The 14842-nt window shown below is 62.4% G+C and carries 13 protein-coding genes; 5 read left to right on the plus strand and 8 right to left on the minus strand.

All coding sequences use genetic code 11. The features are described from left to right. The first annotated feature begins 221 nt into the window (after window positions 1-221). A complete protein-coding gene (aceB, locus tag QLG02_RS00620) occupies window positions 222-1829 on the plus strand; it encodes a malate synthase A (RefSeq protein ID WP_106552932.1) in 1608 nt (535 codons plus the stop codon). 75 nt (window positions 1830-1904) lie between these two features. After that, the gene (aceA, locus tag QLG02_RS00625) at window positions 1905-3218 is read left to right on the plus strand and encodes an isocitrate lyase (RefSeq protein WP_282464237.1); all 1314 of its coding nucleotides are present in this window, start codon (window positions 1905-1907) and stop codon (window positions 3216-3218) included. A gap of 112 nt (window positions 3219-3330) precedes the next feature. Here the strand turns inward: aceA and hda are convergent, their stop codons facing one another. From hda to upp, 3 genes are all read right to left on the minus strand, one after another. After that, a complete protein-coding gene (gene hda / locus QLG02_RS00630) occupies window positions 3331-4032 on the minus strand; it encodes a DnaA inactivator Hda (protein ID WP_016351307.1) in 702 nt (233 codons plus the stop codon). Window positions 4033-4247: 215 nt separating this feature from the next. Continuing rightward, on the minus strand, window positions 4248-5276 hold the full coding sequence (locus QLG02_RS00635) for a DUF2066 domain-containing protein (RefSeq protein ID WP_282464238.1): 1029 nt from the start codon (window positions 5274-5276) through the stop codon (window positions 4248-4250). A gap of 143 nt (window positions 5277-5419) precedes the next feature. Further along, a complete protein-coding gene (upp, locus tag QLG02_RS00640) occupies window positions 5420-6046 on the minus strand; it encodes a uracil phosphoribosyltransferase (RefSeq protein WP_005302745.1) in 627 nt (208 codons plus the stop codon). A 175-nt stretch (window positions 6047-6221) separates the two neighbouring features. Here upp and purM point away from each other — a divergent pair, with 175 nt between their 5' ends. Next, window positions 6222-7259, plus strand: coding sequence for a phosphoribosylformylglycinamidine cyclo-ligase (gene purM / locus QLG02_RS00645; protein WP_073350871.1), 1038 nt, complete (start codon window positions 6222-6224; stop codon window positions 7257-7259). Window positions 7260-7291: 32 nt separating this feature from the next. Then, entirely contained in the window at window positions 7292-7930 is a 639-nt protein-coding gene (gene purN, locus QLG02_RS00650; protein WP_039213228.1) for a phosphoribosylglycinamide formyltransferase, read from the plus strand. A 118-nt stretch (window positions 7931-8048) separates the two neighbouring features. Here purN and QLG02_RS00655 read toward each other — a convergent pair whose 3' ends face one another. From QLG02_RS00655 to QLG02_RS00675, 5 genes are all read right to left on the minus strand, one after another. Then, window positions 8049-8810, minus strand: coding sequence for a Nif3-like dinuclear metal center hexameric protein (locus QLG02_RS00655; protein ID WP_042033345.1), 762 nt, complete (start codon window positions 8808-8810; stop codon window positions 8049-8051). A 147-nt stretch (window positions 8811-8957) separates the two neighbouring features. Next, window positions 8958-10301, minus strand: a complete 1344-nt coding sequence (locus tag QLG02_RS00660; RefSeq protein WP_077095382.1) for a sigma-54 dependent transcriptional regulator — start codon at window positions 10299-10301, stop codon at window positions 8958-8960. Window positions 10302-10362: 61 nt separating this feature from the next. After that, on the minus strand, window positions 10363-11397 hold the full coding sequence (locus tag QLG02_RS00665; protein WP_024944839.1) for a sensor histidine kinase: 1035 nt from the start codon (window positions 11395-11397) through the stop codon (window positions 10363-10365). Between the two features lie 106 nt (window positions 11398-11503). Then, on the minus strand, window positions 11504-12925 hold the full coding sequence (locus QLG02_RS00670; RefSeq protein WP_017409846.1) for a sigma-54 dependent transcriptional regulator: 1422 nt from the start codon (window positions 12923-12925) through the stop codon (window positions 11504-11506). A gap of 278 nt (window positions 12926-13203) precedes the next feature. Then, the gene (locus tag QLG02_RS00675; RefSeq protein WP_282464239.1) at window positions 13204-14073 is read right to left on the minus strand and encodes a DUF2726 domain-containing protein; all 870 of its coding nucleotides are present in this window, start codon (window positions 14071-14073) and stop codon (window positions 13204-13206) included. Window positions 14074-14302: 229 nt separating this feature from the next. Here QLG02_RS00675 and QLG02_RS00680 point away from each other — a divergent pair, with 229 nt between their 5' ends. Then, on the plus strand, window positions 14303-14815 hold the full coding sequence (locus QLG02_RS00680) for an ACT domain-containing protein (protein ID WP_016351315.1): 513 nt from the start codon (window positions 14303-14305) through the stop codon (window positions 14813-14815). Window positions 14816-14842: the final 27 nt, after the last annotated feature.

Consider the following 14842-nt stretch of genomic DNA (forward strand, 5'->3'; position numbering starts at 1 on the left):
ATCTGCATAGAGTTTTTACGCTAATCACATAAATTGTTTATAAACATCAACTTAACATCATGACCAAAACGTGCGTTTTAAAAAACCTGTTGACGAATAGAGCAATATTTCGCACCTTATGAATCGTGTTACCCCGTTGTTACGGGAAGTTTGAAAAAACAGGGATCGACTTTAGTCGTAGTTAATTAGTTCAAAATGTAATTCTCAAAGGAGTGAACCCTATGTCGGCACCGGCCCAGACCCACTGCAGCGCTCGTCTGCGCATCCAGGGCGAGACGCATCCCGATTACGCGCAAATTCTGACGCCGGATGCGGTGGCCCTGGTATCCGAACTGGTGGAACGCTTTGCTCCCCAACGGGACGAATTGTTGAAACAACGTGTGGCGCGTCAGGCCCGCATCGACGGCGGCGAGCTGCCCGATTTTCTGCCTGAAACCGCCCACATCCGCGCCGGAGACTGGACGGTGCGCGGCATTCCCGCCGACCTGCAAGACCGCCGTGTGGAAATCACCGGCCCGGTCGAGCGCAAGATGGTGATCAACGCCCTCAACGCCAACGTCAAGGTATTCATGGCGGACTTCGAGGATTCGCTGGCACCGGCCTGGAACAAGGTGATCGAGGGTCAGATCAACCTGCGCGATGCGGTCAACGGCACCGTCTCCTACACCAGCCCGGAAGGGAAGGCTTATACCCTGAGCGCCGATCCGGCCGTACTCATCTGCCGGGTGCGCGGTCTGCATCTGCCGGAAAAACATGTCACCTTCGATGGCGCTCCCATTCCCGGCGGCCTGTTCGACTTCGCCCTCTACTTCCTGCACAACTATCAGGCGCTGCTGGCCAAGGGCTCCGGCCCCTACTTCTACGTACCCAAGCTGCAGAGCCATCTGGAAGGGCGCTGGTGGAGCGAGGTATTCGCCTGGACCGAGGACAAATTCGGCCTGCCCCGTGGCACCATCAAGGCCACCGTGCTGATCGAAACCCTGCCGGCGGTGTTCGAGATGGATGAGCTGCTCTATCAGATGAAGGATCACATCGTCGCCCTCAACTGCGGCCGCTGGGATTACATCTTTAGCTACATCAAGACCTTGAAGAACCACCCTGATCGCGTCCTGCCGGACCGTCAGGTAGTGACCATGGACAAACCGTTCCTGTCCGCCTATTCGCGGCTGCTGATCAAGACCTGCCACAAGCGCGGCGCGCTGGCCATGGGCGGCATGGCAGCCTTTATCCCGGCGAAAGATCCTGCCGTGAATGAACAGGTATTTGCCAAGGTGAAGGCAGATAAAGAGCGTGAAGCCAACAACGGCCACGACGGTACCTGGGTGGCCCACCCCGGTCTCGCCGATACCGCCATGGCGGTGTTCAACGCTGCCATCCCGGCTGGCGCCAGCAACCAGATCGGCGTGCTGCGCGAGCAGGATGCCCCCATCACGGCCGCTGAACTGCTGGCCCCTTGCGAGGGTGAGCGCACTGAGGCAGGCATGCGCACCAACATCCGGGTGGCGCTGCAATACCTGGAAGCCTGGATCAACGGCAACGGCTGCGTACCCATCTACGGTCTGATGGAAGATGCCGCCACCGCCGAGATCTCCCGCACCTCCATCTGGCAGTGGATCCGCCACGGCAAGAGCCTGTCGAACGGCAAGGTGGTGACCAAGGATCTGTTCCGCCAGATGCTGGCCGAGGAGCAGGAGGTGGTCAAAGCCGAAGTGGGGGCCGAGCGCTGGCAGGCAGGCCGCTTCGCCGAGGCGAGCGAGCTGATGGAACAGATCACCTGCGCCGATACTCTGATCGATTTTCTGACGCTGCCCGGTTACGAGCGGCTCTGAACTACGGGCCTCCCCAGCGGGGCTCGCCAATAACAAGTCAATGGAAACGTGAAATCAATGAAAGAGGGAACTGATATGGCACTGACCCGTGAGCAACAGATCCAGGCTATCGAGAAAGACTGGGCGGAAAACCCCCGCTGGAAAGGGATCAAGCGCGGCTACAGCGCCGAAGACGTGGTAAACCTGCGTGGCAGCCTGCAACCGGTGCACACCCTGGCCCAACGCGGTGCCGACAAACTGTGGGAACTGATCCACGGCGGCGCCAAGAAAGGCTATGTAAACTGCCTCGGCGCGCTGACCGGCGGTCAGGCGGTGCAACAGGCCAAGGCGGGCATCGAGGCAATTTACCTCTCCGGCTGGCAGGTGGCGGCGGACAACAACCTCTCCTCCACCATGTACCCGGATCAGTCCCTCTACCCGGCCAACTCGGTGCCGTCGGTGGTGGAGCGCATCAACAACTCCTTCGCCCGTGCCGACCAGATCCAGTGGGCCAACAAGGTGGGCCCGCAGGACAAGGGCTTCATCGACTACTTCCTGCCCATAGTAGCGGATGCCGAAGCCGGCTTCGGCGGCGTGCTGAACGCCTTCGAATTGATGAAGGGGATGATTGAAGCGGGCGCCGCCGGCGTGCACTTCGAAGATCAGCTCGCTTCCGTCAAGAAGTGCGGCCACATGGGCGGCAAGGTGCTGGTACCGAGCCAGGAAGCGGTGCAGAAGCTCATCGCAGCCCGTCTGGCAGCCGACGTCTGCGGCACCACCACCCTGGTGATCGCCCGTACCGACGCCAACGCCGCCGACCTGCTGACCACGGATGCCGATCCGTACGATGCTGGCTTCCTGACCGGTGAGCGTACCTCAGAAGGCTTCTACAAGGTGCAGGCCGGTATCGAACAGGCCATCTCCCGCGGTCTGGCGTATGCCCCTTACGCCGACATGGTGTGGTGCGAAACCGCCAAGCCGGATCTGGACGAGGCACGCAAGTTTGCCGAGGCCATCAAGGCCCAGTACCCGGACAAGATCCTGGCCTACAACTGCTCACCGAGCTTCAACTGGAAGAAGAACCTGGACGATGCCACCATCGCCTGCTTCCAGCAGGAGTTGTCCGACATGGGCTACAAGTACCAGTTCATCACCCTGGCGGGCATCCACAACATGTGGTTCCACATGTACGAGCTGGCCTACCAGTACGCCCGTGGCGAGGGGATGAAGCACTATGTCGAAATGGTGCAGCAGCCGGAATTCGCCGCTGCCGAGCGCGGTTACACCTTCGTGGCACACCAGCAGGAAGTGGGTACCGGTTACTTCGACAAGGTCACCACCGTCATTCAGGGCGGCCAATCCTCGGTGACCGCGCTGACCGGTTCCACTGAAGAAGATCAGTTCCACTGATAGGCAGAACTCTTTGAGAGAGTCCTTGAGATAGCAAAACCCCGGCCAGTGGCCGGGGTTTCTTTTTATTCATTGCCTCGGCGCCGCTCGCGCTCAAGCACACCCGAAGGGCTCAGAGCTCGAGGATCTCTTTGACAAAGGGAATGGTCAGCTTGCGCTTGGCGCGAAAGGAGGCGTTGTCGAGCTGATTGAGAGTGGTGAGCAGGGTGCGCATGTCGCGCGAGAGGCGGTTGAGCAGGAAGCGGCCCACATCGATGGGCAGTTTGAAGCCCCGCAGCTCGGCACGCAGCTGCAGGGCACTGAGCTTGCCCTCATCGTCCAGCTCGTCGAGGTGGAAGCTCACTCCCCAGTCGAGACGGGAGGCAAGATCCGGCAGTTGAAGCCCCAGTTTGCGTGGCGCACTGCAGCCGGTCACCACCAGGGTGCCCTCGCCCTTCTCCTGCCAGCGGTTGTAAAAATCGAACAGGGCCCGCTCCCACAGCGCATTGCCGGCGATCGCCTCCAGGCTGTCGAGGCAGACCAGCGGCAGGCTTTCGAGGGCATCGAGCATGCTGGGATCGAGCTGTTCAAACTGATCGAGGGAGAGATAAGCGGCTGCGGCGTCGCGGGCATTGACCTCGGCGCAGGTAGCGTGCAGCAGATGGGAGCGGCCCGATCCCTTGGCCCCCCAGAAATAGAGGAAAGGTGAGCCCTGACCAATGGCCGCATTTTTGAGGGCGGTGATCAGATGAGCATTGTTGCCGGGATAAAAACTGACGAAGGTTTCATCATCCGGTAGTTGTACGGCTAAAGACAGTTGGGCCGGTTGCTTCACTCGTTGGGCTTTGACTGTGACATTTGCGGGCAAGTGTATCATCGCGAAGGCGGATAGAGAACCGCCCGGACGATGCCGGGCGGTGTGGATCCTCATAAAGGATCCAGGCTGCGACCATTGCTAACGAAAGCGGCTACTCCTTGGCCGGCGCGAAAAAACGCACCCTGGGCCCACGCTGGTTGTGCGCGACCAGCCGGTCAGGATCCTCGCCAGGATCAGGGCTGCGACCATTGATAGCTCAGCCCCTCCGGGGTATCCGCCAGCTGGCGCAGCCGGCTCTCCAGCTGCAGCCCGCGGATGAGCTCGGCCTTGTCCCCTTGCAGGCTCAGGTTGAAGGTCACCTTGTCCCCCTCCAGTTTGCCAATCTCCACCTTGGTGACGCTGGCCATCCCCTGCAACATCTTCTGCACCGTGATCATGCCATCGATGCCGGACAACCCCTCCACCACCAGTGTCTGGCTGGAGGCGACACCCGAGATACGCGCCCCGTAGTTCTGCACCAGCCAGCCTGCCAGGGTATCGGCGAACGTCTGCGCCACCTCGGCCTGAGTACCGGAGCCCTCGCCCTTGGTCAGTTCGCTCAGCTCACCACCCGCTTTGGGGCCGTAGAGTCCCCAGTCGATGCTCCACTTGCCCTCCTCCTTGCCATCAGGCGTCAGCTTGCCCAACACCACCATCTCGGCGCCATAACGCTGGCTCGCCTTGAGGATAGGGTCGGCGAAGCGGCCCCAGACATCGGTGGCGTTGACCGCCATGTTGTCGTCCAAGTCCATCAGCGGAATGCTGACCGGCAGCCCCATGGTCTGGGCCTGGGTACGCAGGGCGGCAGCCCAACCATCGCTGGACTGATCCGGCAGAATGCGCCGCTCCCCTTCATTGATCACCAGCCAGATGGCCACTTGTGGCCGGGCCGGGCCCAGCAGGGCGAACTTGCTCTCGGCCACCAGAGCATTGACCTTGGCCACATCGAAATCGGCCTTGAGAAACTTCACCGGCCCCACGTCCTGATAACCGTAGTGCTGCACGAACTCGCCGGGGGTCGCCAGCGCCTTGACCACCGCCGGCTGGGTCAGGATGTCGCGCTTGCCGGTCACCTTGATCAGCACCTCGCCCAGGGCCTGGGACTGGGCCGCTGCCATGTCGCCGCTGGTGGGCGCCTTGCCCTGATAGAGATCGGTCACCTGGGCGGCCGACACCATGAATGACAAGCCGCAGCAGAGGGCGGTCACAACACGTTTGAGCATGAGAGGAGTCTCGAAATGGGAGATGGTGCTTATGGTAGCGGCAAGGCGCGCATGGCAGCAAGCCGGGGCGGGAGAAACAGCGGAGCCGGCGGGGTGCCGGCTCCGTTTGCGCGCCTGCTGGCGCGCGATGAGGCGATCGAGGCTTACTTGGTGCCGAAGATCTTGTCGCCGGCGTCGCCCAGACCCGGGACAATGTAGCCCTTCTCGTTCAGGCCCTGGTCGATGGAGGCACAGAACAGCTCCACGTCCGGGTGAGCGGCTTCCAGCGCCTTGATGCCTTCCGGTGCGGCAACCAGCACCAGTACCTTGATGGACTGGCAGCCCTTCTTCTTGAGCAGGTCGATGGTGGCGATCATGGAGCCGCCGGTGGCCAGCATGGGGTCGATGACCAGCGCCAGACGCTCTTCGATGTTGCTGACGATCTTCTCGAAGTAGGGAACCGGCTGCAGGGTCTCTTCGTCGCGGTAGATGCCGACCACGCTGACGCGGGCGCTCGGCATGTGCTCCAGCACGCCATCCATCATGCCAAGACCGGCACGCAGGATGGGCACCACGGTGACCTTCTTGCCCTTGATCTGGTCAACTTCCACTGGCCCATTCCAGCCATCGATGGTAACCTTCTCGGTTTCGAAGTCAGAGGTCGCTTCGTAGGTCAACAAACTGCCCACTTCCTTGGCCAGTTCACGGAAACGCTTGGTGCTGATATCGCCTTCACGCATCAGACCGATCTTGTGCTTGACCAGGGGGTGTTTGACTTCAACGACTTTCATTATTATCTCCTCTAACTGCCGCAAAAAAATCGCGGAATCATACAACAAAAGCCGCCGCTTGTAGAGCATTTCCGCCCAAAAACGCGCAAACGATTTCCTTTCTGGTTTTTCACCGCCACTGTTAGAATACGCCCCGAATTTTACCCTCCACTTCTTTATATGACGGGGAATACGCGTGACTGACAAAACCTCACTGAGCTACAAGGATGCTGGCGTGGATATCGATGCCGGCAATGCACTGGTTGAACGTATCAAGGGCGTGTCAAAGCGCACTCGTCGTCCTGAAGTCCTTGGTGGTCTTGGCGGCTTTGGGGCCTTGTGTCAAATCCCTGCGGGCTACAAGGAGCCGGTGCTGGTCTCCGGTACCGACGGGGTGGGCACCAAGCTGCGCCTCGCCATCGACCTGAAGAAGCACGACACCGTCGGCATCGATCTGGTGGCCATGTGCGTCAATGACCTGATCGTGCAGGGCGCCGAGCCCCTCTTCTTCCTCGACTACTATGCCACCGGCAAACTGGACGTCGATACCGCCGCGGCCGTGGTCACCGGCATCGGTGCCGGCTGCGAGCAGTCCGGTTGCGCCCTGGTGGGCGGCGAGACCGCCGAGATGCCGGGCATGTATGAAGGGGAAGACTACGACATCGCCGGTTTCTGCGTCGGTGTGGTGGAGAAGAGCGAGATCATCGACGGCAGCAAGGTCGGCGAAGGGGATGCCCTGATCGCCCTGGCCGCCAGCGGCCCCCACTCCAACGGCTTCTCGCTGGTGCGCAAGATCCTGGAAGTCTCCAAGGCCGACGTGCAGCAGCCGCTGGGTGACACCACCCTGGCCAATGCCCTGCTGGAGCCGACCCGCATCTACGTGAAACCCGTGCTCAAGCTCATCAAGGAGTGCGAGATCCACGCCCTGTCCCACATCACCGGTGGCGGCTTCTGGGAGAACATCCCGCGCGTGCTGCCCGCCAACACCAAGGCGGTGATCGACGAGCAGAGCTGGCAATGGCCGGCGGTGTTCAGCTGGCTGCAGCAGGCCGGCAACGTCACCCGCCACGAGATGTACCGCACCTTCAACTGCGGCGTCGGCATGATCATCGCCCTGCCGGCAGATCAGCTGGAAAAAGCGCTGACCTTGCTCAAGGCCGAAGGCGAGAACGCCTGGCATATCGGCCATATCGCCAAGGCGGCCGATGGTGAGGAGCAGGTCATCATTCAATGAATGACCGGATCAACAGCCAAATGGCCTCCCCCATGAAACGCATTCTGGTGCTGATCTCCGGCAACGGCAGCAACCTGCAGACCATCCTCGACAGTTGTGCCGGTGGCAAGATTGCCGGTGAGGTGGTCGGCGTCATCAGCAACAAGGCCGATGCCTATGGTCTGGTGCGTGCCAAAGAGGCGGGGGTGGCCACCGCCATCCTCGCCCAGCAGCAGTTTGCCAGCCGGGAGGAGTATGACGCCGCCCTGCTGGCGCTGATGGCGGACTATCAGCCAGATCTGGTGGTACTGGCCGGGTTTATGCGGATCCTGAGTGCCGACCTGGTGCGACACTTTGCCGGGCGGATGATCAACATCCACCCCTCCCTACTGCCCAAGTACCAGGGGTTGCACACCCACCAGCGTGCCATTGAGGCCGGCGACGACGAGCATGGCGCCAGCGTCCACTTCGTCACCGAAGAGCTCGACGGCGGCCCGGTGATCCTGCAGGCCCGCGTCCCCATCTTCGAAGGGGATGGTGCCGACGAGGTGGCGGCCCGAGTACAGGTACAAGAGCACAGCATCTACCCGCTGGTGGTGCAGTGGTTCTGTGAAGGGCGCTTGCAGATGCGAGCAGGGGCTGCCTTGCTCGATGGCAAGCTGCTTGGCCCGGCAGGCTATGCCAGCGAGTAACCGCTAACAACAGCATGCAAAATAGAACAAGGGAGGCCCAGGCCTCCCTTGTTATTTCTATCTACCAGCGCACTTGCTGCAGTCACGTCCGGTTACCCCGCGACGCGGCTAATCGGCCCTAGACCGGATTGTCGATATCGATAAAGGTCACATCCAGCCCGTGCACCGTCGCCAGCCACTCCCCCAGCGCCTTGACGCCGTAACGCTCGGTGGCGTGGTGACCGGCGGCGTAGAAGTGCATGCCCATCTCGCGGGCGGTGTGGATGGTCTGCTCGGAGGCTTCGCCGGAGATGAAGGCATCGATGCCCTGCTCCGCCGCCAGATTGATGTAGCTCTGGCCGCCGCCGGTGCACCAGGCCACGGAGCGGATAAGCTCGGGGCCGCTGTCGCCGCAATGGAGCGGTTCACGGCCGAGCCGCTCGGCAATGAGCTTGGCAAAGTCAGACCCGCTCATGGGCTCTTCCAACTTGCCCACCATGGCGACGCTCTTGCTGTTCCAGGGCTCGAGGCCGCGGCGCACCTTGATGTCGAGCAGCTTGGCAAGCTGGGCGTTGTTGCCCACCTCGGGGTGCACGTCCAGCGGCAGGTGGTAGGCAAACAGGTTGATGTCGTGGGCCAAGAGGGTCTTGATGCGGCGCTGTTTCATGCCGGTGATCTGGGCCGGTTCACCGCTCCAGAAGTAGCCGTGATGAACCAGGATGGCGTCAGCATCGGCGGCCACGGCCGCATCGATCAGGGCCTGGCTGGCGGTGACGCCGGTCACCACCTTGCGAATGCGCTCACGCCCCTCCACCTGCAGGCCATTGGGGCAGTAATCCTTGATGGCATGCGGTTCGAGCAGATGGTTGAGTACGGTTTCGAGTTTTCGATGAGAGATCATAGGGGTCCCTTATAAAGGCGCCGACCCCTGTGCTGCGATGCAGACAGGAATCGGGCTCATAACGCCGAGGCCCCATGATAATCGAGGCTAGCCGCCAAGACCATGATGCCTCCCGCACTGCGGCCCATGGCAGGGCCTGGAATGGCTTCAGGCCGGCAGATCGATCCCCGCCTCGCGCATCTGGGCCAGCTTGTAGCGCAGGGTGCGCGGGCTGATGCCGAGCCGGTCGGCCACCGCCTTGCGGCTGCCGTTGCAATCCTGCAGGGTGTCGAGAATGATCTGGTGCTCCTGCTGCTTGAGCTCGCTGCCCAGGTGTTCGCTGCCGCTGCTGCGCTCACTGCCGACAAGGCGGATCTCTTCTTCCTCCACCTCTTCCAGGATCAGGTGCTCACAGCCGATGAGGCCATCCGGGCTCAGAATAAGGGCGCGCTGCACCACGTTGTCGAGTTCACGCACGTTGCCGGGCCAGGGGTGAGCCAGCAGCCGCGCGCGCGCGGGTTCTGTGAGCTGCGGCGTCGGCAATCCCTGTTGGCCGGCATGCAGCGCCAGCAGGTGTTCCGCCAGCGGCAGTATGTCGCCGGGACGCTCCCACAGCGCCGTCCAGCGCAGCGGGAAGACATTGAGCCGGTAGTAGAGATCCTCGCGAAACAGGCCGTCCTGCACCGCTTTTTTCAGATCCCGGTTGCTGGTGGCGATGACCCGCACGTCGAGCGGGATCATCTTGCGGCTGCCGAGCCGCTCCACCTCTTTCTCCTGCAACACCCGCAGCAGCTTGGCCTGCAGCCCCAGATCCATCTCGGTGATCTCGTCGAGCAGTAGAGTACCCCCCTGCGCCTGCTCGAACTTGCCGGGGCAGCCCTGTACCGCGCCGGTAAAGGCCCCCTTCTCGTAGCCGAACAGGGTCGCCTCCAGCATGTTTTCCGGAATGGCGGCGCAGTTGATGGCGACGAACGTCTGCTCGGCGCGGCTGGAATTGTCGTGGATGTAGCGAGCCAGCACCTCTTTGCCCGTCCCGCTCGGGCCGGTCACCATCACGGTGGCCTCGCTTCTGGCCACCCGGGTCGCCAGCTGGAACAGCTCGGCGGTCTTGGGATCGCCGTAGACCACGGCCCGCTTCTCCACCTTCTGGGCCGGCACATAGCGGCTGACCTGGTTGAGCAGTACCTCGGGCGAGAAGGGCTTGGCCAGGTAATCGATGGCGCCTTCGCGCATGGCACGCACCGCCCCGTCGATGTTGGCGTAGGCGGTCATCAACAGCACCGGCACCTGGGGATATTGCTGACGAATGTTGGCCAGCAGGGTCAGGCCATCCATGCCCCCCATCTGGATATCCGAGATCACCATGTCGAAACTCTGGCGCGACAGGGCCAGCAAAGCCCGCTCGCCACTGTCCACTTCGCGGCACTCATAGCCGCCGAGCAACAGGGTATCCACCAGCGCCTCGCGCAGGCCATTGTCATCTTCCACTACCAGGATCCGGGCCTGAGTCATGCTACACCTCCCACCACAGCCAACCTGGCCGCTGCAATATTCATTTCCACTAGCCTGACGCTCATGCTACACCCCCCAGCTGCACCGCTTGCTGGTGCAGGGGGAACGACAGGGTAAAACAGGTTCCCTCGCCGGGTACCGAAGCCACGCTGACCTCGCCCTGATGGGCACGGACCACGGATTGCACCACCGCCAGCCCAAGGCCGGTGCCCTGGGAGCGGGTGGTGAAGAAGGGTTCGAAAATCTGGCTCAGCAGGTGAGCGGGCATCCCCTTGCCATTGTCGAGAATGCGCAGCTCCACCCGGGTGCCGCTGCGCACCGCACTCACCAGAAGCGACGTTGCGCCGGCTTGCTGGGCATTGGCAATGAGGTTGTTGACCGCCCCCGCCAGCGCGCTGCTGTTGGCCAGCAGGCAGAGATCGGGCTCCGGTGCCTCCATGTGCAGCTCACAGCCCTGCTGGCTGCAAAATGCCTCGGCGCCAGCCTGCACCTCGGCCAGCAACCCCTGCACCGACGTCGGGGTCACCACCTGGTTGTCGCCGTTGCGGGCAAACAGCAGGATGTCGCTGATCTGTTTCTCGAGATCCTGCAGGCGCGCCATCAGCTTTTGCTGGAACTGGCTGCGGGATTCAGGTTTGAGGGTGCGGTTGGCCAGGTTGGCGGCATAGAGCATGGCGGCGGAGAGCGGCGTGCGGATCTGGTGGGCCAGCGAGGCGGCCATGTTGCCAAGGGCGGACAACCGCTTCATGTGGTTGATGCGATCTTGCAGCTGGCGGGTTTCGGTCAGATCGTTGATGAACACCAGCTGGCCCGGCTGATCCGGCAGCGGCTGGGTCGACAGCTGGACCCGGCGCCCATCGCGCAGGGAAATTTCGTGGCCGTCATCCTCGCGGGGCTGGAAACAGCGGTCGATGATCTGGCGCCAGGCCTGGCCTTCCAGCGGCTCCCCCAGCAGCGCCTTGGCGGCCGGGTTGGCGCGGGTGATCCGGCCCTCGCCATCGAGCAGCAAGACACCGGTAGGCAGCGCCGTGAAGATGGCGTAAAGCTGGCTCACCTCGTGAGACTGGAGCGGGGTATCCTGCGGCTGGGCTGTCATAAAGCTGACCTCAAACTGGCGACTGAGTCAGCTTATTCAATTTCCATGCCACTAAAATTCACATGTAAAATCAAAGCCTTGAAGCTAGGCGTCAAGGCTTTGACCCTTATGCTTCCTTGCTCATCCCGTATTTTTTCATCTTCTCCACCAAGGTGGTGCGGCGCATGCCGAGCAGGTCGGCGGCGCGGGCCACCACCCCGTCCTGGGACTCCAGCGCCTGGCGGATCAGCTCCACCTCCAGGTCGGCCAGCATCTCCTTGAGGTTGACCCCCTCCTCCGGCAGCTGCATGGCGCGGGCGTGGCTGGCGGGCAGATCCAGCTCGGGCGGATCCTGGAACACGGCGGCCAGCGCATCGCGCTCGTCCATCTCGGTCAGCCGCTCGTCCCGCGGCTCGCACGGCAGCAGACGATAGCGGCTCGGCAAGTCAGCCACGTCGACGATCTGCTGCGGATAGAGGATAAGCAGCCGCTCCAGCAGGTTGGAGAGCTCGCGCACGTTGCCGGGCCAGGGGTACTGCATCAGGGATTCCATGGCGCGCTGGGTCAGGCGGATCATCCCCTGATGCAGCTCGGCATGGCGGTTGAGCAGCTCCTGCAGCAGCAGCGGGATGTCGTCGGCCCGATCCCGCAACGGCGGGGTCTCGATGGGGAAGACGTTGAGGCGATAGTAGAGATCTTCACGAAAACCCTGGGTACGGATCATGGCTTCCAGATCCCGGTGGGTGGCCGCGATGATGCGCACATCCGCCTGGATGGGCTTGCCGCCGCCAACCCGATCAAACAACCGCTCCTGCAGCACCCGCAGCAGCTTGACCTGCATCGGCAGCGGCATGTCGCCGATCTCGTCGAGAAACAGGGTGCCCCCCTGTGCCAGCTCGAAGCGGCCGCGCCGGGCCGCGATGGCACCGGTGAAGGCTCCCTTCTCGTGGCCGAACAGTTCGCTTTCGAGCAGCTCAGCCGGAATGGCGCCGCAGTTGATGGGCACGAAGGGGCCCTGGCTTCGGCCGGACAGCTCATGGATGGCGCGGGCCACCACCTCCTTGCCGGTACCCGATTCGCCGAGGATCAGCACGTTGGCATCGGTCTCGGCCACTTGGCTGATGAGCCGACGCACCTCCTGGATCCCCTTGCCCTTGCCCACCAGCAGCCGCAGCAGCGCCTGACCCTTGTCGTGGGTCTGCTGACGGGGATGGAGGGAGACGAAGGCCTGGCAAAAGTGCAGATGGCGGGTCAGGGATTCGTAGGTGAAAGGCGCCTCGGCCACCCCGATGAAGTTGCTGTTGGGGAAGTCGGCCTCCACCAGCGACAGGAAAGGCACCCGGGGGAATCCGGTCAGCAGCTCGCCCAGCGGGCGGCCGTTGAGGGAACCGGTCAACACCCCCTGCAGCGGGCCGGATGACTCGATGGCCACATCCAGATCGCCCTCGGCAACGTCCTGCCAGGGGATCCCCATGAACGAGAGAACTGTCCCCAACTGTTGGCGCCGCTGCGCATCGGCGTCAACAATCAACACTCCCATTGCCATCATATCCATCCCTCTATTCTCGACGTAACTTATTGTTTTATTGTGCTTATGTGGTCAAGCCACGCACTTTATGCAGGATGCACAAAGTGCCAAAATTCCGACGCATTGTCAAAATTTGTCGCATTTCACCTAAGTTTATCGACCCAACGGCGCAACAAGATAAATTTTGTCGCCTCTTTTTTTGGGTACGGTGGGCAGACAGCGGGCAAGCAAGAGAGGCAAGAACACGAGCAGGTGCGCCTGCTTGCGGCCGGCAGCAGGCCGCAAACAGGAGGTGGGGATCAATGGCGGGCGTGAGTATGGGGAGCGGCGTAGCGACATTCAGGGAAGCGGCTGCACGCCAGGAACAGCCGGCCCGCATGGGGGCCCTTCTTGGCTTCCCGTTCCACCAGCGGCGCATCACAGCGCGGGCAGTGCGGCACCTGATGGGGATACGCTTCCTCATCCTCCTCCACCTCGGCAAACAGATTCTCCACCAGCTCGGCGTCGGCCGCCGGCAGCGGTGCACTGCGCGGCGATACGATCGCCTTGATGGGGGCCACGGCCGGGGCACGACCGCCATGGCGAGGCTCTTCCACCTCGACCCGATCCAGCTGCAGGGGGCTGAAGGTGGGCTCGCGGCGATCACCTGGCAGCAGATCCTCATCCGGGGCGCGGCGGGGGCCGCTTAGCAGCGGCAGGATCTGTTCGCGCAGCTCCTCGACCTGATAATGGCTGCTTGCCGGGATCTGCAGCAGCGGCAGACCGGCGCTGTCAAAAGCGGCCTTGAGGAAACTGTCGCGCACCTTGCGCTTCTGGTGACGATGGGAGCTGTCATCGAGCTCGATGGCGCAGATGAAGGAGAGATCGGAGGGGTGGCAGAGCAGATAGTCCACGTGCTTGGCGCTGATCTTGTTGAACGCCTGCTGCCACTTGCTCTTGCCCATGCCCGTCTCCGGCGTCAGCACATCGGCCACCCGCACCTTGGCAAAGACCCGGGCCTGGTCGCCGACCGCCAGATCCAGCACGCCGAGAAAGGAGCGCTCGGCGGGGCTGAACAGAGTCTCCTGCAGATCATAGGGCAGCGCCTTGCCCTTCTTGCCCCTGCTCCAGAAGATCGCCAGCAGCAGCAACACCAACAACACCAATCCCGATACGACAAGGCTATTCATACACGCACATCCCGTTCACAAGAGCTATCCGGTTCACAATACAAAACAGGGGCATCACTCTACCACGGTGCAGCGGGCGCAGGCAGTGCAGCGGGCGCAGGCAGTGCAGAAATGGCGCCAACCCCCTCCCGGCGGTGCTTTTTCGCCATATTTGCGGTGGGCGGGGCTTCATATGGCCTGTGACAGCAGGCACAATGCTACGGAGTACCCATTTTCCAAGGAGAGCAGGATGCAAAAGCAATTGGTCGTGACCGTGATAGGCGCTGACAAGCCCGGTATCGTCGAGAGTCTGGCGGACGTCATCACCCACCAGCAGGGCAACTGGCTGGCCAGTTCCATGAGCGAGCTGGCGGGACAATTTGCCGGCATCCTGCACGTCAGCGTGCCTGACGAGCACTACCGCAGCCTGTGCGAGGCGCTGGTGATGCTGCCCGGCCTCACCGTCAGCTTCGCCGAAGGCCAGCTCAGCCAGGAACCGGAACGGCAGGTGATGGTCAGCGTCACCGGCAACGACCGGGCCGGCATCGTCCACGAGGTGGCCAGCATCCTGCGTCAGCTCAACATCAACGTGGCCGACCTCACCACCGGCTGCGAGCCGGCCCCCCACTCCGGCGCCCCACTCTTCTACGCCCACGCCCTGGTGGCGCTGCCGCCCCGACTCGAACTGGGGGATCTCATCAGTGCGCTGGAGTCGCTGTCGGACGATCTGGTGGTCGACATCGATCAGGCCATCATCGACTGAGCGAATGGTCATCAATCTGTCATATTT

The organism is Aeromonas sp. V90_14, from assembly GCF_029967615.1.
Classification (GTDB): domain Bacteria; phylum Pseudomonadota; class Gammaproteobacteria; order Enterobacterales; family Aeromonadaceae; genus Aeromonas; species Aeromonas hydrophila.